Source organism: Faecalibacterium prausnitzii (genome assembly GCF_019967995.1).
Taxonomy (GTDB): Bacteria; Bacillota; Clostridia; order Oscillospirales; family Ruminococcaceae; genus Faecalibacterium; species Faecalibacterium prausnitzii_E.
Window position 1 is genome coordinate 1,121,787 of sequence record NZ_CP065377.1, and the last position, 26,361, is coordinate 1,148,147.

Genomic DNA, 26,361 nt, shown 5'->3' on the forward strand with positions numbered 1-26,361 from the left:
AGACGGAGAGGGGAAAACTACTGACGAATAAGAAGGACCCTGCCGGATATACTACTTCCAAACCCATCGGGAAAGGGAGCGTATCTATGAGAAAAAGCAAGGCTCTTTGGGGCTGTGTGCTGGCAGCAGCCCTGCTGCTGGCTGCCTGCGGGAAACCGAATGCCGGGTCGTCCGGCTCTGGAAGCATGAGCGGGAGCGGCGCGGCCTCGCAGACGACTGCCGCCTGGAAGACCGGCCTCGGTGTCGTCATGGAAACGGAAGACGAAGACCGCACCGGGAGCATCCGGCTGGCGGCTGCGGCAGTGCTGCTGGACGGCGACGGCAAGATCGCCGACGTGGAGCTGGATGAGCTGGAAACGACCATCGGGGCCGACGGCACCGGCGCGGTGCACCTGCCCACGGATTACCGGACCAAGCGGCAGAAAGGGGTGGACTACCCGCTGGCAGAGGCCTCTTCGCTGAAAAAAGGCTGGGCGGAACAGGCGGATGCCTTCGCGGACTACCTGACCGGCAGGACGCCGGAGCAGGTGTCCCTGCTGAAGCTGGATAACGATGGCAAGCCCACGGACGCTGACCTGTTGGCCGACTGCACCATCGCGGTGGACCGCTATCGGGATGCGGTGGTCAAGGCCTGCTCCAATGCCAGGGGGCTGGGCGCGGCCAAAGGCGACCGGGTGTCGCTGGGCGTGGAGGCGGTGAATGCCTCTTCGGATGTGACTGCCACCGATGACCGGGACGTCAACGCAGAGATCGACATCAGCCTTGTGGCCCTGACGCTGGACGCTGAGGGCCGTGTGACCAGCGCCGTGGCAGATATGGCCGAACCGGCCCTGACGGTGGCGTCCGATGGCGGCATCACTGCGCCGGACAAGGTGGAGACCAAGCTGGAACAGGGCGACCGCTACGGGATGCGGGGCGCTTCCTCCTTAAATAAGGAGTGGTACGAGCACAGCGAGGGCTTTTGCGGCTACCTCAAAGGAAAGACCCGTGCGGAGGTCGCCGCCATCCCGGCAGACGGCTCGGACGCCGACCTGATGGCGCTGTGCACCATCTCGGTGACCGACCTCCAAAAGGCTGCGCTGGACGCGATGCGAACCAAATAACGCTGCAAAGCACTTCACAAGAGCTTTTTCCGGAAGGGGAAGGCTCTTTTTGTTTGCGCGATTCGCACAGAAAGCACACCGGAAAGAGAACGCATTCCGGCATTGTGCGAAAAATCGGCCTTCCCCCTTGCAAAATCGTGCCAAATGCGGTATCCTAGATGCACAGTTTAGCTCTTTATCACGGTAAAGCGATAAAACAAGGGCGTTGGAGGAGGACTTTGGGATGAGAATGAAACGATTCCTTTCGATGTTTGTGGCGGGTGCGATGGCACTCAGTCTGGCAGCCTGCGGCGGGGCCGCATCCACGTCTACGGCTGCTTCGGCTTCCGGCTCTGCGGCAGGCTCTGCTGCATCCGCTTCGGCCGACAGCGACCTGGCCTACATCCAGGGCAAGGGCAAGATGGTCATTGGTTACACGGTGTATGCACCGATGAACTACACCGATGACGAGGGCAGCTTCACCGGCTTTGATACCGAGCTGGCCACCGCCGTCTGCGAGAAGCTGGGCGTGGAGCCGGAGTTCGTGGAGATCAACTGGGACACCAAGGTGGTCGAGCTGGACGCCAAGAGCATCGACTGCATCTGGAACGGCCTGACCCTGACCGATGAGATCAAGGAGAACACCGCCACCACCAAGCCCTACGCCAAGAACGCACAGGTCGTGGTCGTGAAGGACGGCACGGAGTACACCTCTACGGCGGATCTCGTGGGCAAGACTGTGGTCGCAGAAGCCGGTTCCGCTGGTGAATCGGCCATTGCAGACGATGCAAGCCTGTCGCAGGCCGATTACATCTCCAAGAGCGTCCAGACCGACTGCCTGATGGAGGTGGCCGCCGGTACCGCAGATGCCGCTGTGCTGGACCTGACCCTGGCCAACGCGATGATCGGTGAGGGCACCGACTACGCAGACCTGAAGATCGTCGATGAGCTGAACGCCGAGGAGTACGGCGTGGCCTTCCGCAAGGGCAGCGATGCCGCAGCGGCCGTCGATGAAGCGTTTGATGCGCTGAAGGCTGACGGTACCCTGAGCGCTCTGGCCGAAAAGTACGAGCTGACGCTGGCCGATTGATCGTAGATCGCAATGCAGAAAGCCGCTCCGTTCCGGGACGGTTTCCGGTTGGAAGTACAAAAAATTGATGGGTGTGTTTTTGTGTCTGTGATTCTTGGGCGCCTATCCGGCGCATTCCTGCTCAACTGTGAGCTGTTTGCCCTGACGCTGCTGTTCGCGCTGCCGCTGGGCCTTGTGGTGTCGTTTGGCTCCATGAGCCGCTGCAAGCCGCTGAGCGCCGCAGTCAAGACCTTCGTCTGGATCATCCGCGGCACCCCGCTGATGCTGCAGATCATCGTCATCTACCTTGGCCCCGGTCTGCTGGGGATGAGCAACCCCTGGCCCTCCGGCTCCGGCGGGCGGATGGTGGCAGCCGTGGTGGCGTTTGCCATCAACTATGCCTGCTACTTCTCGGAGATCTACCGCGGCGGCATCGAGGCAGTGCCCAAAGGCCAGACCGAGGCCGGGGAGGTGCTGGGCATGACGAAGACGCAGATCTTTTTCAAAGTCACGCTGCTGCAGGTCATCAAGCGCATCCTGCCCCCGATGGGCAACGAGATCATCACGCTGGTCAAAGATACCTCGCTGGCGAATACCATCGCCAACAAGGAGATCATCATGATGGCCAAGGAATACAGCGCAAAGGGCCTGATCTGGCCGCTGTTCTCCACGGCCATCTTCTTCCTGGTCTTCGTCGGTGTGCTGACCGTTCTGTTCAACTGGCTTGAGAAAAAGCTCGATTATTTCCGCTGCTAAGGGAGGGGTTCAATTATGGCATTGCTCGAAGCCTCCGGCATCGGGAAAAATTTCGGGGACACCCACGTCCTCAAGGACATTTCGCTCACTCTGGAGCAGGGCGAGGCGCTGGCCATCATCGGTTCGTCGGGTTCCGGCAAGACGACCCTGCTGCGCTGCCTGAATTTTCTGGAACGGCCGGACACCGGCGTCATCAAGGTGAACGGCGAGACCATGTGGGACGCCGCCGACCCCGCCACCCAGCGGGAGAGTGAAGTGCGCAAGAAGCGTCTCCACTTTGGTCTGGTGTTCCAGAACTTCAACCTTTTCCCGCAGTACACCGCGCTGCAGAACGTTATGCTGGCGGGCGAGCTGCTGGCCAAAGAGCGCCCGGACTACAAGGCCCGCAAAAAGGCCATCCATGCCGAGCTGGAGCAGCAGGCAAAGGAGCTTCTGGCCCAGATGGGTCTGTCGGAGCGGGCCGGACACTATCCGCACCAGCTGTCCGGCGGCCAGCAGCAGCGCGTGGCCATTGCCCGTGCGCTGGCCCTGCACCCGGACATCCTCTGCTTCGACGAGCCGACCTCGGCCCTCGACCCGGAGCTGACCGGCGAGGTGCTGCGCGTCCTGCGCGACCTTGCCGACCGCAAGACGACCATGATCATCGTCACCCACGAGATGCACTTTGCCCGCGACGTTGCGGACCGCATCCTCTTCATGGATGGCGGCGTGGTCGTGGAGGAAGGCCCCGCCAAAGAGCTCATCGACCACCCCCAGGAGGAGCGCACAAAGCAGTTCCTCGCCCACTATTCTGAATGACCACATCTGCCCCCGGAGAGGCTGCCTTTCCGGGGGCGGTTTTGCACTCCATGCAGGAAAACCGCCCGGACGACCGTTTTATGGAGTGAAAGGATGTGGAACTCGATGAAACGGAAGCGTTCTGCGCGGAACCGCCGGGCACGGCGGTGTCTGTTTTTGATCTTGCTGGCTCTGCTGGCACTGCTGCTGATGTGGCCCCGGACGGTCCATCTGGAGGGGCTGGTCAGCCCGTATGCCATTCTGGTGGATGCCGACAGCGGAGAGGCAGTGGCAGAAAAAAAGGCGGATGTGAGCATCTACCCGGCCTCGATGACCAAAGTGATGACGGCCCTTCTGGCCCTTGAGGCAAACCCAGACCTGGAACAGCCGGTGACGCTGCCGGAGGACATCTTCCCGGAATTGCGGGCCGATGGCGCATCCATGGCGGGGTTTCGGCCCGGTGAGACGGCCACCGTGCGGGACCTGTTATACGGTGCGCTCCTGCCCTCCGGCGCGGAGTGCTGCGAGGCGCTGGCGCGGGAAGTGAGCGGTTCGGAGGAAGCCTTTGTGGAGTTGATGAACCAGAAGGCGGCAGAGCTGGGGATGCGTTCCACCCACTTCTGCAACCCCACCGGCCTGCACGACCCGGAGCATGTCTCCACCGTGCGGGATATGGCCCGGCTGCTGCGGGCTGCGATGCAGAACGAGACCTTCCGTGCCATCCTGAGCGCCGGGCGCTATGCCGTCCCGGCGACGGGCCTGCATCCGGAGGGCTTTACAATGACGAGCACTTTCTGGGCAGAGCTGGGCGATGTCTCCCTGCGGAGGGGGCAGTTCCTGGGCGGCAAAACCGGCTATACCAGCGCGGCGGGGCTTTGTCTGGCCAGTGCCGCACAGGTGAAGGGAAAACGGTACATCCTCGTCACGGCGGGTGCGCGGGGGAACCACGGCACCGAGCCTTACCATATCGAAGATGCTGTCCGGGTCTACCGCCAGCTGACTCGCTGAGATATGAGCAGAATCACTAATTTTTACGAGGAATCTTTGTTGAAGCTTATCAAAAGGAGACTCTTGAAAAATTACCGCAATCTGATATAATCACATTCGTGAAAACCACAACGTCCTGCCCCTTTTCCGGCAGGGCGTTTTTGTCGGCAAAAAATCGGTTTTGTTGCTTTTGATGACCCCCAAAGGAGGGCACTGACATGACAAAAGATATGACACAGGGCAGCCCGCTCAGGCTGATCCTCGCCTTTGCGGTCCCGCTGATGCTTGGCAGCCTGTTTCAGCAGTTCTACAATCTGGCCGATACCATCATCGTGGGCCGGTTCGTCGGTGTGGAAGCGCTGGCGGCGGTCGGCAGCGTGGGCGGCCTGAACTATCTGGTGCTGGGCTTCGTCAACGGCATCGCCTGCGGCTTCTCCATCCCCATTTCGTGGACGTTCGGCGCAAAGGACTACCGTGAGATGCGCCGTTACACCGCCAATGCCGTCTGGCTGTCGATCTTCTTTGCGGCGGTGCTCACCGTGGTCACGGTGGCCATGACCCGCTCCATCCTGGTCTGGACCAACACCCCGGACAACATCATCGACCTGGCGGATGTCTACATCCGCACCATTTTTGTGGGCATCCCGTTCACCCTGCTGTACAATATGACCAGCGCCCTGATGCGCGCTCTGGGCGACAGCAAGCGCCCGCTCTACTTCCTGCTGGTGGCGAGCTTCCTGAACATCGGGCTGGACCTGCTCTGCATCATCGTGTTCCGGATGGGTGCCTTCGGTGCGGCGTTCGCCACCGTGTTCAGCCAGGCCGTGGCCGGTCTGGGCAGTCTGCTCTATATCCTCAAACATTACGGGGAGCTGCGCTGGTCCAGAGAAGAGGGGCAGCTCAGCAGGACGCACTGCGCCAAGCTCTGCAGCATGGGCATCCCCATGGGCCTGCAGTGCAGCATCACGGCCATCGGCAGCGTCGTGCTGCAGGGTGCCGTCAATGGTCTGGGCAGCGACATCGTGGCAGCACAGACGGCCGGCGGCAAGGCGGCGCAGTTCCTCGCCGTCCCGCTGGAGAGCATCGGCACGGCCATGACCACCTACGCCAGCCAGAACATGGGCGCACACGACCTGAACCGCGTGAACAGGGGCGTCAACACCGCGCTGGGCATCGGCGTGGTGTACAGCATCGCGTCCTTCCTCATCCTGCGCGTGGCGGATAAGCCCCTCATCGGACTCTTCTTGGAGAGCGATCAGACCGAGATCATGGCCAACGCCCAGAGCTTCATTTTCTGGAACAGCGTCTTCTATATCCCGCTGGCAGTCCTCATCATCTACCGCTATACCATTCAGGGGCTGGGCTATTCCAGCCTGGCCATGTTCGCCGGGGTGGCCGAGATGGTCGCCCGTGCGCTGGTGGGCTTCCTGTTCGTGCCGCTGTGGGGTTACTTTGCCGCCTGCATCGCCAGCCCCGTGGCCTGGTTCTTTGCCTGCTTCTTCCTCATCCCGGCCTACATCGTGGTGTACCGCCGCCTGAAAAAGGAAAAGCTGGTGCCTCACGCAAACCTGTAAGAATCAGAAGAAGCGTTTTGCGATGACTGCATTGCAAAACGCTTCTTTTTATATTATACTGATTATAATTATGCCACAGAAAGGGAGGTGGAGCCGATGGAGCAGGAACTGGAACAGATCGAGGGTACGGTCGAAGACATCATCTACGAAAATACGGACAACGGCTACACCGTCTTTGAGATCTCCGGCGGCGGCGTCCTCACGGTGGTGTGCGGCGTGGTGGGGGAGCTGCATGCAGGCGAGAGCGTCGTCTGCCGCGGCAAGTATGAAAACCACGCCACCTATGGCCGCCAGTTCCACGCGCAGGAGTGCGAGACCGACATGCCCAAGGATCTGGAAGCCGTCTATGCCTTCCTCGCCAGCGGCTCGCTGCCCTACATCGGAGCGCGCACGGCCACGAAGATCCTCGACAAGTTCGGGGCACAGGCACTGGAGATCATTGCGAATGACCCGGCCCAGCTGACCACCATCTCCGGCATCTCGGCGGACAAGGCCGACCGCATCCAGCAGGAGTTCAAGCGGATGTTCGGGATGCGGGAGCTCATCGCCTATCTGGCCCAGTTTGAGATCAGCCCCCGCCGCGCGATGGAGGTGTTCCGGGTGTTCGGCCCCAGCGCCATGAACGCCATCTCCTCCAACCCCTATCTGCTCTGCGGCGAGCCACTGCAGCTGGATTTCCGCCACGCCGACAGCATCGCCCAGTATTATCATATGGAAGGGGACTGCACCCAGCGGCTGGAAGCTGCTCTTCTGCGCACCCTGCGCCACAATGCGGGCAACGGCCACACCTGCCTGCCCCGTGCGCAGCTGCTGGAAACGGCCTCCAATTTCATCCACCAGCCGCCGGAAAAGCTGGCCAAAGCGCTGGACCAGTGCATCGAAACGGACGAACTCAGCGTCCGGATGTTTGAGGGCACACCCTACATCTACCTGCCCGACCTGCTGGCCGCTGAACAGGACATCGCCGACCGGCTGGCCCTGCTGGCCAAGCGGGAGAAGCAGACCGTCCGCGACCTGGACAAGAACATCCAGGTGTTGGAGCTGACCCAGGGCTTTGCCTATGCACCGCTGCAAAAAGAGGCCATCCGCAAGGCGATGACCGAGAACTGCCTCGTCCTCACCGGCGGCCCCGGCACCGGCAAGACCACCACTGTGAACGCCATCCTGCAATTGCTGGAACATCAGGCCGAGCGGGTGGCCCTCTGCGCCCCCACGGGCCGTGCGGCCAAGCGGCTGAGCGAGCTGACCGGCCGGAAGGCCTCCACCATCCACCGCCTGCTCGAAGTGGACTACACCGGCGGCGTGGTCAGCTTCATCCACAACGACAAGAACCTGCTCAAGTGCGATGTCGTCATCCTCGACGAGATGAGCATGGTGGACGTCAAGCTGTTTCAGGCGCTTATCGCGGCGCTGCGGTACAGCTGCCGCATCCTGATGGTGGGCGATGCCGACCAGCTGCCCAGCGTCGGCCCCGGCAACATCCTGGGCGAGGTCATCCGCTCCGAGCGGGTGCCCACCGTCTGCCTGAACGAGATCTTCCGGCAGGCCAAGCGGAGCCTCATCGTGGAGAACGCCCACCGTATCATTTCCAGTGAGCCGCTGCAAAAAGGCGGCAAGACCGACGACTTTTTCTTTCTGGAATCGGATGGCGATGCAGCCCAGAAGCTGGTCTGCGACCTTGTCACGACCCGCCTGCCCCGGAGCTACGGCTTCGACCCCGTCCGGGATATCCAGGTGCTCTGCCCGACCAAGCTCGGCCCCACCGGCACCCAGGCGCTGAACGTGGAGCTGCAGAACCTGCTCAACCCGGAGCAGAAGGGCAAACCCCAGCTGCAGAGCGCGGCCCGCGTCTTCCGGGTGGGAGACAAGGTGATGCAGGTGCGCAACAATTACGAGATCGTCTGGCAGCGGGTCGGCGGGGAACAGGGCGTGGGTGCCTACAACGGCGACATCGGCATCGTGGAATCTATCAACATGCGGGAGCGCTCGATGGTGGTCCGGATGGACGACCGGCGGTTGCTCTACCCGGCGGAGAACCTCAACGAACTGGAGATCGCCTACGCCATCACGGTGCACAAGAGCCAGGGCAGCGAGTTCCCGGCGGTGATCCTGCCGGTGGCGCAGGTGCCGCCCCGGCTGTGCTACCGGAACCTGTTCTACACCGGCGTCACCCGCGCACGGAAGCTCTGCATCGTGACCGGGCGGCGGGATGTCGTGAACCGGATGATGGGCAATGTGCGCCAGAACCTGCGGTACAGCGGCCTGTGCACCCTGCTGCAGCAGGCCCTGCCCGCCGAACAGCAGAAACTTGAGGAATGACGCAGGAAACCGCTGCTTTGTGTAAGAACGCGGGTGTACTTTTCCGCACGGTTATGTTATACTATAATGTGTTTGATTACCCGGCCGGGGAGACCGGCATTCAGATAGGAACAGGGAAAGCAGAGAAAGGATCTTCGTATTATGGCACAGAATGATATCGGTATCGACCTTGGTACCACGACCATCATCATCGCGCAGGAGGGCACTGGCGTGGTGCTCAATCAGCCCAGCGTGGTGGCGGTGGATACCCGCAAGAACTCGGTGCTGGAGGTTGGCGACAAGGCGCTGGCCATGGTGGGCCGCACCCCGAACTATATTTCCGCGATCTTCCCGCTGAAGGACGGCGTCATCAGCGACCACACCATGACCCGCGAGCTCATCTGCCGGTTCGTCAATCAGGTGTACAGCTCCCACATGGTCAAGCCCCGCGTGGCGGTCTGTGTGCCTGCGGCCATCACCGGCATCGAGAGCGACGCCGTGGTCGAGGCGGTCATGGCCGCCGGTGCGCGTCAGGTCTACCTCATTGACGAGCCCATCGCCGCAGCCCTCGGCTCCGGCATCGACATCACCCAGCCCGACGGCCGGATGATCATCGACATCGGCGGTGGCACCACGGATATCGCAGTGCTGAGCCTGGGCGGCAAGGTCAAGGCCACCAGCGTCCGCGTGGCGGGCAACCACTACGATGACGAGATCTTGAAGCATGTGCGCAACAAGTTCAGCATCGCCATCGGTCAGCGCACCGCCGAACAGCTGAAAAAGAACGTGGCCTGCTGCCCCCAGAAGGCCGATTTCAACGAGACGATGGAGGTCAAGGGCCGCAGCCTGCTGACCGGCCTGCCCATCCGGGTGAACGTCTCCACCAGCGACCTGTATGAGCCGGTCATGATGCTGAGCGAGCAGATCGGCACGGCGGCTCATCAGGTGCTGGAAAAGACCCCGCCGGAGCTGGCCGGCGACATCTTCCGCAACGGCGTGGTGCTGACGGGCGGCGGTGCCCAGCTGCACGGCTTGCCGGAGTACCTGAGCCAGGAACTCAAGGTCAACGTGGAGGTCTCGCCCGACCCTGTGAACTGTGTGGCGCTGGGCACGGCCATGAGCCTGAGCGTGCGCGACCGGCTGGAGACCGGCTTTACGGATGCGACTCCCCGCATCGGCCGCCGCTGAGCGAAAAGACGTACTTCACGGTTTGGAAAAAATTGCGATATTTTTTGTTCATCGTTGTTGAATCGTGCCGGAAAATATTGTATAATATTTTCAAATCGGTTTTTGCGGGCGGAGCCATGCGCTTTGACCGCAGAAGAATAAATGACTAGGAGGAAGAACATGAATCTGGGTTCTGATGTGGTTATCACCATTACCGGTATCGTATTGGTGTTTGCCATCCTTGTCCTGCTGATGGCGATCATCACGCTGGAGGGCAAGATCTTCGACGGCATGAATGTCAGGAAGGCAGCAGCAAAGGCTGCACCCAAGGCTCCCGCTGCAAAGCCGGCCGCACCTGTTCAGCAGGCTGCTGCTCCTGCTCCTGTGGTGGAAGAGGGCATCCCCGGCGATGTGGTGGCTGCGATCATGGCAGCGATCCACGCAATGGGCAACGGAAAGTACACCCTCAAGGCCGTGCGCCGCAGCAAGAATGGCTGGGGCAAGGCCGGTGTCAACGACACCACCGCACCTTTTTAACACAGGAGGAAGAACATGACACAGTTTATCAGCACTCTGGTCGGTATTTTCCAAAGCTCTGGCTTCGCCCGCTTCGGCGAGCCGGGCGGCTACCTGTACGCAATCATGATTTGCGTCGGCTGCTTCTTGCTGTACCTGGCCATTGTGAAGGAATTTGAGCCCCTGATCCTGCTGCCCATGGCGTTCGGCATGATCCTTGCCAACCTGCCCGGCAGCGGCATCATCCACATGCAGTATTTCGTCGGCGATGGTCTGGAACACCCGATGTGGGTCGAGATCCTGAACAACGGCGGTCTGGCCGATATGCTCTACATGGGCGTTAAGCTGGGCATCTACCCGCCGCTGATCTTCCTGGGCATCGGCACCATGACCGACTTCGCACCCCTGATCTCCAACCCCAAGAGCCTGCTGCTGGGCGCTGCAGCTCAGTTCGGCATCTTCGGTACCTACATGGGCGCCCGCCTGCTGGCAGCCACCGGCCTGGTGGACTTCACCCAGAAGCAGTCTGCTGCCATCGCCATCATCGGCGGTGCAGACGGCCCGACCGCGATCTTCGTCACCTCCCGTCTGGCACCGGAGCTGCTGGGCAGCATCGCCGTGGCAGCATACAGCTATATGGCGCTGGTGCCTGTCATTCAGCCGCCCATCATGAAGGCTCTGACCACTAAGAAAGAGCGTACCGTCGTGATGAAGCAGCTGCGCACCGTGACCAAGACCGAGAAGATCGTCTTCCCCATCATGGTCACCATCATCGTTTCCCTGATCGTTCCGGATGCCGCCGTTCTGGTCGGTATGCTGATGCTGGGCAACCTGATGAAGGAGTCCGGTGTTGTGGACCGTATCCAGAAGACCGCCGGCAACGAGCTGATGAACATCATCACCATCTTCCTGGCGCTGTCCGTTGGCTGCACCACCTCTGCCAACACCTTCCTGAACACCCGCACCCTGTTCATCATCGTGCTGGGTCTGATCGCTTTCTCCTTCGGCACCGCAGCCGGTGTTCTGTGCGGCAAGGTCATGTATGCACTGACCGGCGGCCAGGTCAACCCCCTGATCGGTTCCGCAGGCGTTTCCGCTGTTCCGATGGCGGCCCGCGTTTCTCAGAAGGTCGGCCAGAGCGAGAACCCCTCCAACTTCCTGCTGATGCACGCCATGGGCCCCAACGTCGCTGGCGTGATCGGTTCCGCCGTTGCTGCTGGTATTCTGATCAACATCTTCGGCTAAGCCCTGTTTTGGCAAATTGAAGATTCCAAACCGCCCATCTGTCGGCACTGCGCCGCAGATGGGCGGTTTTTTGTGCGGGAAACTCTGTGCAATAGGGATGAAATGTGATATACTATATCTTAGTGATTCATGGAAAATAGCTTAAAGAACAGGTGAAACAATGGCAATTGATCTCAGGCAGGAATTTTGCGCGCTGCGCGATACCTACATTGAAAAACAGTTCGGCCGCCTGAACGCGATGCAGCGGGAGGCTGTGTTTACCACCAACGGCCCGCTGCTGATCCTGGCAGGTGCCGGAAGCGGCAAGACGACCGTGCTGGTCAACCGCATCGCGAACCTCATCCGCTTTGGTGCGGCGCACGGCTCCCAGTGGGTGCCCCGCGAAGTGACCGAGGACGACGTCAAGGCACTGCGGATGGCCATCATGACGAACACCGATGCCCCTTCCTGGCTGGATGGGATGCTCCGCAAGGATGCGGTGCGCAGCTGGAACGTGATGGCAATCACCTTTACGAACAAGGCGGCAGGGGAGCTGAAGGAGCGTCTGCGGAACATGCTGGGCGGCGAAGAGGGCGACGAGGTGTTCGCCTCTACCTTCCACTCGGCCTGTGTGCGCATCCTGCGCCGCTGGGCGGAGGAGATCGGCTACCCCCGCAGCTTTACCATCTACGACACCGACGATGCCCAGCGCGTGATGAAGAGCGTATACAAAGAGCTGAGCATTGATGACAAATTCTTCCCGGTCAAGAGCGCCATCAACCAGATGAGCCGCTGGAAGGACCAGCTCGTCAGCCCCGAAGAGGCCCTGCGCACCCCGGCGCGGGATACGAAAGGGGCGCTGGCGGCCAAGGTCTATGCGGCCTACGAAAAGAAGCTGAAGGACGCCGGTGCGTTCGATTTCGATGACCTCATCTACCAGACCGTCCAGCTGCTGGCCGGGCATGAGGAGGTGCGGCAGTTCTACCAGAACAAATACCGCTATCTGCTTGTGGACGAATACCAGGACACCAGCGTGGCACAGTTCCGCCTGGTCAGCCTGCTCACCGGGCCGGAAAAGAACATCTGCGTCGTCGGCGACGATGACCAGAGCATTTACCGGTTCCGCGGTGCCACCATCGAGAACATCCTCAATTTTGAGCGCATCTATCCCGGCACAAAGACCATTCGTCTGGAGCAGAATTACCGCTCGACCTCCAATATCCTGAACGCCGCCAACTGCGTCATCCAGCACAACACCGAGCGCAAGGGCAAGACCCTCTGGACGAAGAACGGTGAGGGCGACAAGGTGCAGGTCTACACGGCGGAGAACGAGCAGGATGAGGCCATGCACATCGCGGATGTCATTGGTCAGCACCTCAAAGAGGGCGGGCATCTGGCAGACCACGCGGTGCTCTACCGGATGAACGCGCAGTCGGCCCCCATCGAAAGCTACTTCACCCGCGCCGGCATCCCGCATAAGATCGTGGGCGGCCAGCGCTTCAACGACCGCAAAGAGGTCAAGGACATCCACTCTTATATGTCCATCGTGGCCAACGCCCGCGACGACGTCCGCCTGCGCCGCATCATCAACGAACCGGCGCGGAAGATCGGCAACACGACCATCGAGGTCATCGCAGACCTTGCCGCGCAGGAGAACACGAGTATGCTGGAGATCATCAGCCATGCCGACCAGTACGCGCGGCTGGCCCGCTCCATCATGCCGATCCTGAAATTCTGGCAGATCTACGAGAAATTGCAGGAGTCGCTGGAAACACGGACGCTGGATGAATTTGCGTCCGACGTCATTGAGCTGAGCGGGTACAAGGCCATGCTCGAACAGGAGATCGCCAAGGGCCACGAGGACGCCGCCGACCGGCTGCAGAACCTGGGCCAGCTGGTCAATAACGTGAAAAACTACTGCGACCAGCACGGCGAGGAAGCCACGCTGGAAGGCTACCTCGAAGACATCGCCCTCATCAGCGACATCGACAGCTACAACGAGAGCAGCGACCAGGTGGTCCTGATGACCATCCACTCGGCCAAGGGGTTGGAATTTCCATATGTGTTCCTCATCGGCATGGAGGAGGGCGTCTTCCCCAGCGAGATGAGCAAATACTCCGAGGCAGACCTCGAAGAGGAACGCCGCCTGGCCTATGTCGGCATCACCCGCGCCAAAAAGGAGCTTTACATCTCCAACAGCGTGACCCGGATGCTCTATGGCCGCACCCAGCGCAACGAGCCCAGCCGCTTTTTGCGCGAGATCGAGCCGGAGTACATCGCGGAGACCCGCAGCCCGGCGCTGGAGCGCCGCTCTCAGCTGGGCGGCTGGGGCTCGGCCTACAGCGATACCGTGCCGGGCGGCGCGTCGGGCTACTCCGGTGCCTCCGGCTGGGGCCGCAGCCGTTCCGGCGGTTCCGGTTCCAGTTCCGGCAGCCGCTCCGGCTACCTGAATGCGGAGTACAACGGCGGAAGCCGGGGCTTCGGGGCCGACTACGCCGGGCGAGGCACGTCCGGGTCGGCCAGCGGGGACAGCCGCAGCCGTTCGGGCGGTTTTGGCTCCGGTTATGGCCGTGCCGCAGCCCCCAAGGCTCCGGCGAAACCGGTGCAGTTCACCGGGGCACCGGCGGCAAAGCCTGCCGCCAGCACCCCGAAACACTACGAGCCGGGGGATATCGTGGAGCATAAAGTGTTTGGCCGCGGCAAGGTGCTCAAGGTCAAGCCTGCCGCAGGCGACCAGATCGTAGAGATCAACTTTGAAAAGGTCGGCGTGAAAAAGACCATGGCAAACTTCGCGCCGCTGACAAAAATAACGGAGGAATGACAGATGATGACAGTCCGATTGATCGCGCATACGCCGGAGCCGGAAAAGGTGGTGGCCGCAGCGGCGAAGCTCTGCTATTCCGACGCCCACATCACCGACCTGCTGGACGGCCTGACCGAGGAGAAGACGGCCAGCTTCCTGACCATGCTCAGCGACCTTGGCCACGCCAGCCCCATAGAACATGCCAGCTTCACCTTTGGCATCGAGGGCGTCAGCCGCACCCTGCTGGCCCAGATCACCCGCCACCGCATCGCATCGTTCAGCGTGCAGAGCCAGCGCTATGTCCGGCTGGACGACTTCCGTTATGTCATCCCGCCGGAGATCGAGGCCATCCCCGAAGCGAAGGAAGCCTTTCTCGCCAGCATGAACGAGGACGCGGCGCGCTACCTTGACCTCGTGAAAAAGCTGGAGGAGGGCCACACCGCCCGCCTGATGGCAGAGGGAATGCCCGAAAAACAGGCCCGCGCCAAGGCTTCCAAGCAGGCCAATGAGGACGCCCGCTTCGTGCTGCCCAATGCCTGCGAGACCAAGATGGTCGTCACCATGAACGCCCGCAGCCTGCAGAACTTCTTCCATCTGCGGTGCTGCAGCCGCGCCCAGTGGGAGATCCGGGCGCTGGCCGAAGAGATGCTGCGGCTGGTCTACCCGGTGGCACCCCATCTCTTCCGCACGGCTGGCCCGGCGTGTGTTTCCGGCCCCTGCCCGGAGGGCAGGATGTGCTGCGGCAAGACCGCCGAGGTGCGGGCGCAGTATGCCGCTTTGAAGGGGGAACCCGTATGAGCCACGGAAAACTCATCGTGCTGGAAGGGCTGGACGGCAGCGGCAAGGCCACCCAGGCCAAGCGTCTGGCTGCAGCACTGGCCGCCGAGGGCAGGCTGGTGCGGGAGATCACCTTCCCGAACTATGCCAGCGATTCGAGCGCACTGGTCCGGATGTATCTGGCCGGACAGTTCGGCGCGAGACCCGACGACGTGAACGCATACGCAGCATCGAGCTTTTATGCGGTAGACCGCTATGCGGGCTACAAAGCCGACTGGGGGAGATTCTACGAAGAGGGCGGCATCCTCATCGCCGACCGGTACACCACCTCCAATGCGGTGCACCAGTGCTCGAAGCTGCCGCCGGAAGAATGGGAGCAGTTTCTGCACTGGCTGTTCGATTACGAGTTCCATCTGCTGGGGCTGCCCGCACCGGACTGCGTGATCTATTTACAGGTGGACCCTGCCGTGAGCCAGAAGCTGATGACCCAGCGCTACCACGGCGACGAGAGCAAAAAGGACGTCCACGAAAAGGATGTGGAGTATCTGGCCCGCAGCCGCAGAGCGGCTGAGTTCTGCGCCGCTCACCTGGGCTGGCAGACTGTGCCCTGCACCTGCGGGGACGGGATGCGCAGCATTGAAGAGATCGGGCAGGAGGTCCGCCGACGGGTGGACGCGGCCCTTGCGGAATAACGCACAATTGACCTGCGCCGGGCAGGCGCAGGGATACCCATGCGTAGGAGGTAGGTGTTTTTATGTACCGTTTGATGCAGCCGTCCGACCGGGCGGAGATCCTGGTGCTGTGGCAGCGCGAACATGGGGAGGACGAAACGTTCCTCGCCAACACCATCGAGCGCTTTGCCGGGGAGCAGAATGTCTATGTAGCGGAGGAAAATGACCACATCGAGGCCGTGGCTATGGCGGTGCCGGTCTCGCTGCAGGGGCGGCCTGGCTGCTGCCTGTACGGCCTGACCGGGCAGGGCAGCCTGATCCTGGCGGGCCTGGTAGACCACCTGTGCACCCAGCAGAAACAGAAAGGGGCCGGGTTCGTGGTCGTTGTGCCCAGCGGGAACGAGCAGGCGGCGCTATTGCAGGATAAGGGCTTCCAGTGGGCCTTCCCGCTGCGGTGCCTGCCCCGCGAGGTAGACCGCAACCTGTGGAGCCAGGCCGAGTTCGACACCGTCACGGCCAAAAAGCTCTGTGAGTTGCGGGCGAGATTCTGGGCCGACACCGTGCAGCTGCCGCCGGAACAGATGGCCGTGGTGCTGGGGGATCTGTACTCCCGCGGGGCCACCATCGTCTCGAACGATAACGGCTACGGAATATATTTCCGCAAGGAGGACACCCTTTATTTTGTGGAGATGATGGCCACCGGCGACCGTGCCGCAGAGATCCTGATGGAAGCGGCCCGCGAAAAAGAGGTCATCGTGGAAAAGGCCGTCATCACCGTAGGGGCCGCGCAGAACCTCTTCCTTGGCGAGGGCACCCGGCAGGATTATGGAATGATCCGCTTTGAGGGCGAACCCTTTGATGTGAGCGAGAGCTATATGCGGCTGATGTTGGACTGAAAGGAACATGCAGATGGCAAGTAACCATACGAGACCCCGCAAAAAAGGCGGTGCGCTGAAGATCCTGCTCGTGCTGCTGGTGCTCGTGCTGGCGGCGGCGGGCGGCGCATTCCTGCTGGCAAAGCGCGAGATCGACGGCGGCACCCGGCAGGACGCTGTGACCGTGGAGATCGCGCAGGGCAGCGGTGTGAGCACCATTGCCCGGCAGCTGAAGGAAGCGGGCGTCATCCGGTTCCCGCAGCTGTTCCGGTGGTACGTCAGCCGCAAAGACGCGGCGGCGAAGCTTCAGTACGGCGAATTTTCGCTGGAACCCGGCAGCTCCTACGATGCGCTCATCGAGGCGCTTTCCGAGTATGCCAAAGCAGATTCCGTCCGCCTGACCTTCCCGGAGGGCACGACGGCCATCGCCATCGCACAGAAGATGGAGCAGGCCGGGCTGTGTACCGCAAAGGAGTTTCTCGAAGAGGCCAACACCGGCGATTTCAGCGAATACACGTTCTGGCAGCATGTCCCCGATGACTCGGATGCCCCAGACCGTTTTTTGAAATGTGAGGGCTATCTCTTCCCGGATACCTACGAATTCCTCGCGGATGATACGGTGCACAACTACGTTGCAACGTTCTATTCGCATTTTGACCGGCAGTTCACCGACGCGATGTACAAGGAGCTGGATCAGCAGGGCCTGAGCCTTTCGGAGGTCATCACGCTGGCATCCTTCGTGCAGGAGGAGGCCGGCAACGACCAGGACAACAATGTGGCCCAGGTCTTCCGCAACCGTCTGGCAGAAGGCTCGCCCTACCCCAAGCTGCAAAGCAACACGTCCAGCTATGTCCAGAGCGATGCAGACAACAACTATCTCTGGAACTGGGTGGCCCCCTGGTACGGCGGCTGGGAGAAGATCCCCGAAAACATCCGCAATGCCTACGACACCTATACCTGCACCGGCCTGCCCGCCGGGCCGATCTCGAACCCCGGTCTGGCCGCCATCCGGGCTGCGCTGGCCCCCCAGCCCGATGCGGAAGTCCAAGACTGCTATTTCTTCGTGACCGACCTCAGCGGCCAGTATTACTACGCCCGCACCTATGCGGAGCATCAGACCAACTGCCAGAAGGCAGCGGATGTGAACCGTTCGCTTGCGGCAAAAAAATGAGAGCGAAGCCCTTGGGCCGGACAGAAAATGCAACGGTTGACCGGTTTGCCAGGGGCTCTCCCTTTGGGAGAGGGTAAGCTCGTTTAGGAGAATGATTATGTTACAGATCCCGGAACTTCTGTCCCCTGCGGGCGATTTGGAGCGCCTGCGCTACGCCATCAACTACGGTGCAGATGCCGTCTATTGCAGCCTGCCCGAATTTGGGATGCGCTCAGCCCCGGCCAACTTCACGCCGGAACAGCTGACCGAGGGCGTCATCTACGCCCATGCCCGCGGCCGCAAGGTCTATTTGACCATGAACACCCTGCCCACCAACGAAGAGGCCGACCGTCTGCCGGACGCCATCCGGAGCGCGGCCGCAGCGGGCGTGGATGCTTTCATCGTGGCAGACCTGGGTGTGCTGGAAGCCTGCAAGCAGTTCGCGCCGGATATTGATGTCCACATGTCCACCCAGACCGGCATCACCAACTGGGCCGCTGCCCGTGCGGCCTACAACCTGGGCGCCAAGCGGGTGGTGCTGGCCCGTGAGCTGACCTTGCAGGACATTGCCACCATCCGGGATAAGACCCCGCCGGAACTGGAGATCGAGGCCTTTGTCCACGGTGCCATGTGCATGAGCGTGTCGGGCCGGTGCCTGCTGTCCAACTATCTGACGGGCCGCGACTCCAACCGGGGCCAGTGCGCCCAGCCCTGCCGCTGGAAATACTACCTGAGCGAGGAGACCCGCCCCGGCCAGCTGTATGAGATCGGCGAGAACGAGGACGGGAGCTATATCCTGAACGCCAACGACATGTGCACGGCACCGTTCCTGGACCTCATCTGCAAGGCGGGCGTGGACAGCCTGAAGATCGAGGGCCGCGCCAAGACGTTCTACTACGTCGCCAGCGTGACGGCCGCCTACCGCCGCGCATTGGACCAGTATCTGGCCGACCCGATGAACGACAACTTTGAGCTGCCGGACGAGGTGCTGGCTGAGCTGACCCGCACCAGCCACCGCCACTATTCGCCGGGCTTCTACTTTGGCCGCGAGCAGGCCAAGCAGGCCACCGACAGCGCCACCTACATCCGCGAGTGGGAGTTCGTGGGCACTGTGGACAGCTGGGAGAACGGCATCGCCAGCTGCCAGCAGCGGGGCAAGTGGAGCCTGGGCGACACGCTGGAAGTGCTCTGCCCGGACGGCCGCAGCATCCCGCTGCACCCGGAGTGGATCCGGAACGAGGCAGGGGAGAAGGTGGAGTCCACCCCCCATGCGATGGAAAAATACACCATCCCCACCCCGGAACTGCCCCCCATGAGCCTGCTGCGGCGCAAGGTCTGAGATCTCCGTTCCATACAGCAAAAAAATCCCGCCATTTGGCGGGATTTTTTTCGTCAGAGCGTATCCAGAACGCTGCGCGCCTTCCGGATGGTATCTTCGCTCGTCTGCCACAGCTCGAACTCGGAGAAGCCGGGCAGGCCCATAGGAACGCCTTCCCGGCGGAAGGTCATCCGGCTGTCCAGCACCTGCTTGCCGGAAAGGTGGAAGCTGTGCGCACCGGTCTGTTTGGCCAGTGCAGGGAGGTTGGCCGGGGAGACGCCTGCGCCCACCAAAATCTCGATGCGCCCGGCGGCGCAGTCCACAAGCTGCCGGAGCAGGGGGGCCCCGGCGGGGGCGCTGGCGGCCTGGCCGCTGGTCAGGATGGTGGAAAGCCCCAGAGCACAGGCCGTGTCCAGCGCCGCGAAGGGGTCGCGGCAGACGTCAAAGGCGCGGTGGATGGTGAGTGCAACGGGGCGGCCCGCTTTGGCGGCGGCTTCACGGGCGGCCTCGTAGATGGGGCGCAGGGCCTCTGCATCCAGCGCACCGTCCGGGGTCAGCACACCGGTGACGATGCCGTCTGCCCCGGCGGCGACGAGGGCGGCGGCAGATTCTTTCATCTGGGTCAGCTCCCAGCGGTCGTAGCAGAAATCACCGAAGCGGGGGCGGAGCAGGGCGCGGACGGGCAGGCCGGTGGTCTCCTTGACCTGCCGCACCAGCGCAAGGCTGGGGGTGGTGCCGCCCACGATGAGGTCGGCGCAAAGTTCTAAGCGGTCTGCGCCGCCGTTCTTTGCCGCCAGTGCACTGGCGGTGCTGTCAACACAAACTTCTAATGTATAGGGCATGAAAAACCTCCTTTGATACAGCGGCCGGAACGGTCCATCAACAAGACCCGTCAACAGAAACTGCTGACGGGTCTTGTTCAGGAACAACAGGTCACTTTACGGATTCGAGGAAGCGTACGAAGCCTGCACGGCCTGCTTCGTCCAGCTTGTAGACACCGGCATCGGTCAGGACCTCAGCGAAGACATGGCCGACCTCGTCCTGCAGGATGAGGTGGACCGTATCAGCATTCAGCTCCGGGTGCCGGGCGAGGATCTCCTCGGCCCAGGCAGCGTGTTTTTGCAGGGCTTCGGGGTAGTCGGCCGTGGGCACATGCGCGGTCAGCAGGTCGGCCAGGTCGAACAGCTCCTGCTTCAGGCGGCTGGGCAGCACGGCCAGACCCATGACCTCGATGAGGCCGATGTTCTCCTTTTTGATGTGGTGGAGCTTGGCGTGGGGGTGGTAGACGCCCAGCGGGTGTTCCGGCGTGGTGATGTTGTTGCGGAGCACGAGGTCCAGCTGGAATCTGCCGTCCCGCATCCGGGCGATGGGGGTAATGGTGTTGTGCGGCTCACCGTCGGTCTCAGCGTAGACGAAGCAGGCTTCGTCGGTGTAGCCGCGCCATGCGGTCAGGATCTTGTCGGCCAGGTCCACCAGACGGGCGTCGTCCTCGCAGGTCAGGCGGATGCAGCTCATGGGCCAGTGGACGATGCCGGCTTCGACATCCTCGTAGCCGGGGAAGGTCCAGCTCTTCTCGATGGGAGCCTTGGCCATGGCGAACTCGTAGTGGCCACCCTGGAAGTGGTCGTGGCTCAGGATGGAGCCGCCCACGATGGGCAGGTCGGCGTTGCTGCCCACGAAGTAGTGCGGGAACAGCGCCACGAAATCCAGCAGCTTGCGGAAGGTGGCCCGCTCGATCTTCATGGGGGTGTGCTGGCTGTTGAACACGATGCAGTGCTCGTTGTAGTAGACGTAGGGGCTGTATTGCAGATTCCACGCGCTGTCGTTGATGGTCAGCGGGATGATGCGGTGATTCTCGCGGGCGGGGTGGTTCATCCGGCCCGCATAGCCCTCATTCTCCACGCAGAGCTGGCACTTGGGGTAGGCGCTCTGGGGGGCCAGCTTGGCGGCGGCGATGGCCTTGGGGTCTTTTTCGGGCTTGGAGAGGTTGATGGTGATGTCCAGATCGCCGTAAGGCGTTTTGGTGACCCACTTCAGGTCCCGCTTGATGCGGTAGCGGCGGATATAGTCGGTGTCCTGGCTGAACTTGTAGAACCAGTCGGTGGCAGCCTGGGGGCCTTCCTCCTCGTACCGCTCCTCAAAGTTGGCGCGGACGATGGAGGGGCGCGGGGTCAGGACGCCCATGAGTTTGGTGTCAAAGAGGTCGCGGGCGGTGGAGTTGTCCGCGCACACACCGCGCGATACAGCATCGTCCACCAGCGTTTTCAGGATGGATTCGAGGTCTTTGTAGCAGACTTCGCCCTCCGGCTCGGTGAAGCTGTCCAGCTGCATGGTCATGAGCAGCTGGTTGCGGATGTAGATTGCATCGTCCGGCAGGATGAGGCCGGTGTCCAGACCATAGTTGACGAGCTGCTGAATGGCAGTGGAGATCACAGGACAGCGCCTCCTTCCGGGCGGATGGAGAGGATGTGGCAGCGGCCCTTGCCAAGGATGGCCTCCATCTCAGCCTTGAAGGAATCGAGCCGGGTCAGCGGCACAAAGGCCTGCACGGTGCCTGCGAAGCCGCCGCCGTGGACGCGGACTGCGCCCTCGCCATGCAGGAAGTGCTTAGCGGCAGCGATGGTCACGGCCACCTCCTGATGCTCCTTATACCCGGCGGGGATGACGTTCTGCAGGTACTCCCAGCTGCTCAGACCGGACTCAGTGACCAGCGCAAGGAAGGTCTCGAAGTCGTCCGCGCGGAGGGCGTCCACCTGCTTTGCGACCCGGTCGTTGTCGGCGTAGACGTGGAAAGCGCGCAGGACGGCGCGGTCGCCGCACTGTCTGCGGCACTCCGGCAGGTTGGCAAGGAAGGTCTCGAACGGCACATCACGCAAAACTTCGCCGCCGCAGACCGCTGCCACGGCGCGGCAGTCGGCCGGGATGGCGGCATACTCGTCGGTCAGGTCGGCGTGGTCTGCACCGGAATCCAGGATGCAGAGCGCGAGGCCGGCCTTGGAGAAATCGACCTGTACAGGCTCGACCACGGGGTGGGCCGGGTCGGCAAAGTCGATGGTGATGATGTTGCCGACGCTGGAAGCCATCTGGTCCATCAGGCCGCAGGGCTTGCCGAAGTAGACGTTCTCTGCCCACTGGCCGATCTGGGCAATGGCGATGGGGGAGACCTTTTCGGTCATGAAGCAGTCGTTCAGGATGACGCCGATTAGCACCTCGAAGGCAGCAGAGGACGAGACGCCGCTGCCCTTGGGCACGTTGGAGGAGATGTAAACATCCAGACCGGAGAGGCTGGCCCCGCGCTCCTGGAAGGCCTTGCACTCGCCGCGCAGGATGGCGGCGCTGGTGTTTTCCTCCTCCTTGCGGGCCGTCAGGTCGGCCAGGTCGATGACGCACAGGTCATAGCCCTCGCTCTGGACGCGCAGCTGGTTCAGGCGGTTGGGGGCGGCGGCTGCGATCATATCAATGTTGACGCTGCCGGCCAGCACACGGCCGTGCTGGTGGTCGGTGTGGTTGCCGCCGATCTCGGTGCGGCCGGGGGCACTGTACAGCCCGGCCTCGGTGTGGGCACCAAACGTTTTTTCCAGCCCGTCCAGCACAGCAGCATAGCGGGCTGCCTGTGCGGGGGTCTGTTCGGGGGCGCAGCAGTACAGCGAGGCCAGACGCTCGGTGTGGGCGCCGCCTGCCAGCTCCTGCTTCCAGACAGAAACGGATTTCATCATGGCGAGTTCCTCCTCTGAACAAATCGTGCAAACTTCGTCACAGCCCATGCGGCGGGCCGTGGGATTCTTTCGATACTTCTATAATAAAGAATCTGTGCCCAAAAGACCATGCGTTATTGTTGCATCTGGATGCAAAGTTGCCAGAAAATCCGGCACGAAATTTGTGCAGAAATTCCTGCAACAGAGCTGAAAAAATCCTCCAAACCGGAAAAGCATTGGCCACAACCCACAAAGAACGGTCGGCTGCGGGTCAATCAGGGCCAGAGTTCCGATATGGAGGATTGGATTTTGCCAGCGGGTCAGTGAAAGTCCGGGCCGGTGAGGCCGTCGAGATTCAGCATCCCTTCCAGTGCAGCCACATCGGCGGAGACGTCCAGCGCGTCGGACTGGAACAGCTTGTCCAGCTGGTTTTCGAAGGCCGTGATGAGCAGGTCCATCGAGCGCTCGATGCTCTGTCTGGCGTCGGTGATGTTCTCGCCCTGCACATCCTGCGCCGAGAGCTGGGCGTAGGTGTTCAGCAGTTTGAGGGCCGTGGGCAGGTAGTAATCCATGAACTTTTGCAGCTGGGCCTTTTTATCCGGGTCTTTCTTGGCCAGAGCAAAGATGCGGGCGCTGAGCTCTTCCAGCCGGGAGATCTTGGCCGTCATCACCGGGTCGGGGATGGCATCGTTGGCGCGGCGCAGCTGCTGCTGAAGGGAGGCGTACAGGTCTTCCGGTTCCGCTTCCGGCTCCGGCTGCGGGGCCTTGGGCGGCTGGGGTGCGGCCCCGCGCACGACAAGGGTGTCGGTGCGGTAGTCGATGTAGGCATCGGCCCCGAAATAGCCGTGGTCGATGGCGTGTTCCACCGCAGCGCGGCCACGAACTGCGTCGATGCCGACCGCCGCGAACAACTCGCCCAGCGCGATGTTGTCCCGGTCGCCGACGATCTTGTCGAGCTTGCGTTCCAGCTTGCGGGCGCGGTCCATCCGCAGGCCGGTGAAGAGGGCTGCGCCGCCGCCGATGGTCTGGGCCAGCGCCGTCAGCAGCTCACCCCAGTCGATCTCATGGTCCCAGAAGAGCTCCTCCATGACATCGGCCAGGTCGCCGATGCCCACCAGCAGGAAGATGGCACCGAAGATGGTGCACAGGGTGATGAGGGTCTTGTGCCACTGCTTGGCGCTCTTCTGCTCCGCAGTGGGGACATCCTGGTCGGAGACCGTCTCGCTGCGCTGGCCGGAGGCGGCGCTCTGTGCGGTGCGGGCGTCCTCTGCGTGGCTGTCGCGGGCGGGGTCGGCGTTGGTCTGCTCCTTTTTCTCGGCATCCCGGTCGATGGCGCGCAGGATGAAGAACAGGATGCCCAGCCACGGCGACATGGCGAACAGCACCAGCAGAAGGATGGTGGGGAGATGGGCAAGGAAATGGTTGCTGCGTTTTGGCTCCATGGGGCAAATTCCTCCTAAAATGAAAAGAACCGTGTTCCACCTTATTATAGCGGAACACGGCTCTTTTGTTAAGGGATAATTTATCTGGGAGTAAACGCCTTATTTCATCAGGCTGCAAACAGCTTCGGCATACGCGGCGGGGTCATCCACAGGCAGGCCCTCGATGAGCTGTGCCTGTGCATAGAGCAGGTCGCTGTATTTCTTGAGCTTCTCGGTGTCGCCGGCCTCCTGTGCGGCCTTGAGCACGGCGAAGACGGGGTGATGGATGTTCAGCTCCAGCACCTTGTCGCTCTTGACGCCCTCGCTGCCGGGCTGCTTGGAGAGGACCTTCTCCATCTCGATGGAGAGCGGGCCGTCTGCGGAGAGGCAGACCGGGTGATCCTTCAGGCGGGTGGAGACCTTGACCTCCTTGACCTTGCCGTCCAGCGCATCCTTCATGGCATCGAACAGGGGCTTGTTCTCGGCGGTGGCATCCTCGGCGGCCTTCTTCTCGTCCTCGGTCTCAAGGCCCAGGTCGCCGCTGTTGACGTTCTTGAACTCAACGGTGCCGTCCTTGCCCTCGGCATCCTTGCGGGGATAGGTGCGCAGGATCTGCAGGCAGAATTCATCCACATCCTCGGTCAGCAGCAGCACGTCGTAGCCCTTATCCAGCACCAGCTCAGCGGCAGGGAGCTTGGCCAGACGGTCGGTGGAGTCACCGGCTGCAAAGTAGATGAACTTCTGCTCAGCGGGCATCTTGTCCACATACTCCTGCAAAGTGACCATCTTCTGCTCCTTGGCAGACCAGAACAGCAGCAGGTCGCGCAGCAGCTCGCCGTGCATTCCGTAATCGGAGTAGGCACCGAACTTGATCTGGCGGCCGAACTCCTTCCAGAAAGCCTCATACTTCTCGCGGTCGTTGGTCAGCATGGCGTGGAGCTCGTTCTTGATCTTCTTTTCCAGTGCGTTGTGGATCAGCTTGAGCTGGTTGTCCTTTTGCAGCATCTCACGGCTGATGTTCAGGCTCAGGTCCTGGCTGTCCACGATGCCCTTGACGAAGCTGAAGTAATCGGGCAGCAGGTCGCCGCACTTTTCCATGATGAGCACACCGGAAGCGTAGAGTGCCAGACCCTTTTCGTAGTCCTTGGTGTAGAAGTCGTAGGGGCGGTGGCTGGGCACAAAGAGCAGGGCGTTGTAGTTCGCAGTGCCCTCGGTGCGGCTGACGATGACGCGGGCGGGGTCGGTGTAGTCGTTGAACTTATCCTTGTAGAAGGCGGCGTACTCTTCGTCGGAGACTTCGCTCTTCTGCTTCTTCCAGATGGGCACCATGCTGTTCAGGGTCTCCAGCTCGGTGTAGGTCTCCCACTCCGGCTTGTAGTCATCGGGCTTGGGGTCCGGTTCGGGCTTCTGGCGGCTCTTCTCGCGCTCCATCTGGATAGGGTAGCGCACATAGTCGCTGTACTTCTTGACGATGGCCGCGATGCCATATTCATCGAGGAAATTCTCGTAGTTGTCGGTATCGGTGCTGGGCTTGATGTGCAGGATGATGTCGGTGCCCACGGTGTCCTTTTCGGCCGGGTTCATCTCGTAGCCGTCCGCACCGCTGGATTCCCACTGCCAGGCCTGGTCTGCGCCGTAAGCTTTGGAGATGACAGTGACCTTGTCGGCCACCATGAAGGCCGAGTAGAAACCGACGCCGAACTGGCCGATGATGTCGATGTTCTCGTCCTTGTTCTCTTTCTTGAAGTCGAGCGAGCCGGAGTGGGCGATGGTGCCGAGGTTGGACTCCAGCTCTTCCCTGGTCATGCCGATGCCGTTATCGGAGACGGTCAGGGTACGGCTGTCCTTGTCGCGGGTGAGCAGGATGCGGAAATCGCCTTTGTTCATGCCGACGGAGGTGTCGGTCAGGCTCTTATAATACAGCTTGTCGATGGCGTCCGAAGCGTTGGAGATCAGCTCGCGCAGGAAGATCTCCTTGTTGGTGTAGATGGAGTTGATCATCATGTCCATCAGCTTTTTGCTTTCCGCCTGAAATTCTTTCTTCGCCATAATACAAAACCTCTTTTGTTCAGATTCGGTGCCAGAGAGCCGGAGTTTGGGATGACGGCTTAGCACTCATAACTTTCGAGTGCTAATATACACCGCTTCGCATCAAAAATCAAGGGGTTTCATAAAAAGTTCAGAAATGTTTGCGGTTCTCT

The 26,361-nt window shown here is 61.6% G+C and carries 21 protein-coding genes; 16 read left to right on the top strand and 5 right to left on the bottom strand.

All coding sequences use genetic code 11. The features are described 5' to 3' along the window. Positions 1 to 86 precede the first annotated feature (86 nt). The 16 genes from I5P96_RS05545 (at position 87) to I5P96_RS05620 (ending at position 19,065) form a co-directional block, all read left to right on the top strand. The gene (locus I5P96_RS05545; RefSeq protein WP_223383520.1) at positions 87 to 1,103 is read left to right on the top strand and encodes a hypothetical protein; all 1,017 of its coding nucleotides are present in this window, start codon (positions 87 to 89) and stop codon (positions 1,101 to 1,103) included. Between the two features lie 229 nt (positions 1,104 to 1,332). Next, positions 1,333 to 2,172, top strand: coding sequence for a transporter substrate-binding domain-containing protein (locus tag I5P96_RS05550; protein WP_223383733.1), 840 nt, complete (start codon positions 1,333 to 1,335; stop codon positions 2,170 to 2,172). 87 nt (positions 2,173 to 2,259) lie between these two features. Then, positions 2,260 to 2,907 (top strand): amino acid ABC transporter permease, encoded by a 648-nt coding sequence (locus I5P96_RS05555; RefSeq protein ID WP_187116962.1) that lies wholly within the window; start codon positions 2,260 to 2,262, stop codon positions 2,905 to 2,907. Between the two features lie 15 nt (positions 2,908 to 2,922). Continuing rightward, complete coding sequence (locus tag I5P96_RS05560) at positions 2,923 to 3,705, top strand: amino acid ABC transporter ATP-binding protein (protein WP_097793340.1); 783 nt, start codon at positions 2,923 to 2,925, stop codon at positions 3,703 to 3,705. Positions 3,706 to 3,810: 105 nt separating this feature from the next. Continuing rightward, positions 3,811 to 4,692 (top strand): D-alanyl-D-alanine carboxypeptidase family protein, encoded by an 882-nt coding sequence (locus I5P96_RS05565; RefSeq protein WP_223383521.1) that lies wholly within the window; start codon positions 3,811 to 3,813, stop codon positions 4,690 to 4,692. 197 nt (positions 4,693 to 4,889) lie between these two features. Continuing rightward, a complete protein-coding gene (locus tag I5P96_RS05570) occupies positions 4,890 to 6,245 on the top strand; it encodes an MATE family efflux transporter (protein WP_223383522.1) in 1,356 nt (451 codons plus the stop codon). A gap of 96 nt (positions 6,246 to 6,341) precedes the next feature. Beyond that, positions 6,342 to 8,564: an ATP-dependent RecD-like DNA helicase gene (locus tag I5P96_RS05575; RefSeq protein ID WP_223383523.1), complete on the top strand. Its 2,223-nt coding sequence runs from the start codon at positions 6,342 to 6,344 to the stop codon at positions 8,562 to 8,564. A gap of 141 nt (positions 8,565 to 8,705) precedes the next feature. Further along, positions 8,706 to 9,731 carry a rod shape-determining protein gene (locus I5P96_RS05580; RefSeq protein ID WP_097793345.1) on the top strand — a complete coding sequence of 342 codons (1,026 nt, stop codon included), beginning with the start codon at positions 8,706 to 8,708 and terminating at the stop codon, positions 9,729 to 9,731. 159 nt (positions 9,732 to 9,890) lie between these two features. Next, complete coding sequence (locus I5P96_RS05585) at positions 9,891 to 10,247, top strand: OadG family protein (protein ID WP_097793346.1); 357 nt, start codon at positions 9,891 to 9,893, stop codon at positions 10,245 to 10,247. Between the two features lie 15 nt (positions 10,248 to 10,262). After that, positions 10,263 to 11,471: a sodium ion-translocating decarboxylase subunit beta gene (locus I5P96_RS05590; RefSeq protein WP_118552563.1), complete on the top strand. Its 1,209-nt coding sequence runs from the start codon at positions 10,263 to 10,265 to the stop codon at positions 11,469 to 11,471. Positions 11,472 to 11,631: 160 nt separating this feature from the next. Next, the gene (locus I5P96_RS05595; RefSeq protein ID WP_223383524.1) at positions 11,632 to 14,271 is read left to right on the top strand and encodes an ATP-dependent helicase; all 2,640 of its coding nucleotides are present in this window, start codon (positions 11,632 to 11,634) and stop codon (positions 14,269 to 14,271) included. A 3-nt stretch (positions 14,272 to 14,274) separates the two neighbouring features. Next, complete coding sequence (gene thyX, locus I5P96_RS05600; protein WP_223383525.1) at positions 14,275 to 15,051, top strand: FAD-dependent thymidylate synthase; 777 nt, start codon at positions 14,275 to 14,277, stop codon at positions 15,049 to 15,051. After that, positions 15,048 to 15,722, top strand: coding sequence for a dTMP kinase (locus I5P96_RS05605; RefSeq protein ID WP_118552560.1), 675 nt, complete (start codon positions 15,048 to 15,050; stop codon positions 15,720 to 15,722). Before thyX ends, I5P96_RS05605 begins: the two co-directional genes overlap by 4 nt. A 62-nt stretch (positions 15,723 to 15,784) precedes the next feature. Beyond that, positions 15,785 to 16,597 (top strand): hypothetical protein, encoded by an 813-nt coding sequence (locus I5P96_RS05610; protein WP_223383526.1) that lies wholly within the window; start codon positions 15,785 to 15,787, stop codon positions 16,595 to 16,597. 13 nt (positions 16,598 to 16,610) lie between these two features. Beyond that, complete coding sequence (gene mltG, locus I5P96_RS05615; protein ID WP_223383527.1) at positions 16,611 to 17,747, top strand: endolytic transglycosylase MltG; 1,137 nt, start codon at positions 16,611 to 16,613, stop codon at positions 17,745 to 17,747. A gap of 97 nt (positions 17,748 to 17,844) precedes the next feature. Next, on the top strand, positions 17,845 to 19,065 hold the full coding sequence (locus I5P96_RS05620) for a peptidase U32 family protein (RefSeq protein ID WP_223383528.1): 1,221 nt from the start codon (positions 17,845 to 17,847) through the stop codon (positions 19,063 to 19,065). A gap of 53 nt (positions 19,066 to 19,118) precedes the next feature. Here I5P96_RS05620 and I5P96_RS05625 read toward each other — a convergent pair whose 3' ends face one another. The 5 genes from I5P96_RS05625 to htpG form a co-directional block, all read right to left on the bottom strand. Next, entirely contained in the window at positions 19,119 to 19,886 is a 768-nt protein-coding gene (locus tag I5P96_RS05625; RefSeq protein ID WP_223383529.1) for a copper homeostasis protein CutC, read from the bottom strand. A gap of 91 nt (positions 19,887 to 19,977) precedes the next feature. Beyond that, positions 19,978 to 21,477 (bottom strand): UDP-glucose--hexose-1-phosphate uridylyltransferase, encoded by a 1,500-nt coding sequence (gene galT, locus I5P96_RS05630; protein ID WP_223383530.1) that lies wholly within the window; start codon positions 21,475 to 21,477, stop codon positions 19,978 to 19,980. Continuing rightward, complete coding sequence (locus I5P96_RS05635) at positions 21,474 to 22,760, bottom strand: galactokinase (RefSeq protein ID WP_223383531.1); 1,287 nt, start codon at positions 22,758 to 22,760, stop codon at positions 21,474 to 21,476. Before I5P96_RS05635 ends, galT begins: the two co-directional genes overlap by 4 nt. Positions 22,761 to 23,059: 299 nt before the next feature. Continuing rightward, positions 23,060 to 24,181 carry a 5-bromo-4-chloroindolyl phosphate hydrolysis family protein gene (locus tag I5P96_RS05640; protein WP_223383532.1) on the bottom strand — a complete coding sequence of 374 codons (1,122 nt, stop codon included), beginning with the start codon at positions 24,179 to 24,181 and terminating at the stop codon, positions 23,060 to 23,062. Between the two features lie 99 nt (positions 24,182 to 24,280). Continuing rightward, entirely contained in the window at positions 24,281 to 26,209 is a 1,929-nt protein-coding gene (gene htpG, locus I5P96_RS05645) for a molecular chaperone HtpG (RefSeq protein ID WP_118552552.1), read from the bottom strand. Between the last annotated feature and the right edge of the window lie 152 nt (positions 26,210 to 26,361).

Excerpts from the sequence above, each read along its gene's own strand:
- I5P96_RS05545 (WP_223383520.1), top strand. The coding sequence starts at position 87 with ATGAGAAAAAGCAAGGCTCTTTGGGGCTGTGTGCTGGCAGCAGCCCTG.
- I5P96_RS05550 (WP_223383733.1), top strand. The coding sequence starts at position 1,333 with ATGAAACGATTCCTTTCGATGTTTGTGGCGGGTGCGATGGCACTCAGT.
- I5P96_RS05560 (WP_097793340.1), top strand. The coding sequence starts at position 2,923 with ATGGCATTGCTCGAAGCCTCCGGCATCGGGAAAAATTTCGGGGACACC.
- I5P96_RS05565 (WP_223383521.1), top strand. The coding sequence starts at position 3,811 with ATGAAACGGAAGCGTTCTGCGCGGAACCGCCGGGCACGGCGGTGTCTG.
- I5P96_RS05570 (WP_223383522.1), top strand. The coding sequence starts at position 4,890 with ATGACAAAAGATATGACACAGGGCAGCCCGCTCAGGCTGATCCTCGCC.
- I5P96_RS05575 (WP_223383523.1), top strand. The coding sequence starts at position 6,342 with ATGGAGCAGGAACTGGAACAGATCGAGGGTACGGTCGAAGACATCATC.
- I5P96_RS05580 (WP_097793345.1), top strand. The coding sequence starts at position 8,706 with ATGGCACAGAATGATATCGGTATCGACCTTGGTACCACGACCATCATC.
- I5P96_RS05585 (WP_097793346.1), top strand. The coding sequence starts at position 9,891 with ATGAATCTGGGTTCTGATGTGGTTATCACCATTACCGGTATCGTATTG.
- I5P96_RS05590 (WP_118552563.1), top strand. The coding sequence starts at position 10,263 with ATGACACAGTTTATCAGCACTCTGGTCGGTATTTTCCAAAGCTCTGGC.
- I5P96_RS05595 (WP_223383524.1), top strand. The coding sequence starts at position 11,632 with ATGGCAATTGATCTCAGGCAGGAATTTTGCGCGCTGCGCGATACCTAC.
- thyX (WP_223383525.1), top strand. The coding sequence starts at position 14,275 with ATGATGACAGTCCGATTGATCGCGCATACGCCGGAGCCGGAAAAGGTG.
- I5P96_RS05605 (WP_118552560.1), top strand. The coding sequence starts at position 15,048 with ATGAGCCACGGAAAACTCATCGTGCTGGAAGGGCTGGACGGCAGCGGC.
- I5P96_RS05610 (WP_223383526.1), top strand. The coding sequence starts at position 15,785 with ATGTACCGTTTGATGCAGCCGTCCGACCGGGCGGAGATCCTGGTGCTG.
- mltG (WP_223383527.1), top strand. The coding sequence starts at position 16,611 with ATGGCAAGTAACCATACGAGACCCCGCAAAAAAGGCGGTGCGCTGAAG.
- I5P96_RS05620 (WP_223383528.1), top strand. The coding sequence starts at position 17,845 with ATGTTACAGATCCCGGAACTTCTGTCCCCTGCGGGCGATTTGGAGCGC.
- I5P96_RS05625 (WP_223383529.1), bottom strand. The coding sequence starts at position 19,886 with ATGCCCTATACATTAGAAGTTTGTGTTGACAGCACCGCCAGTGCACTG.
- I5P96_RS05635 (WP_223383531.1), bottom strand. The coding sequence starts at position 22,760 with ATGATGAAATCCGTTTCTGTCTGGAAGCAGGAGCTGGCAGGCGGCGCC.
- I5P96_RS05640 (WP_223383532.1), bottom strand. The coding sequence starts at position 24,181 with ATGGAGCCAAAACGCAGCAACCATTTCCTTGCCCATCTCCCCACCATC.
- htpG (WP_118552552.1), bottom strand. The coding sequence starts at position 26,209 with ATGGCGAAGAAAGAATTTCAGGCGGAAAGCAAAAAGCTGATGGACATG.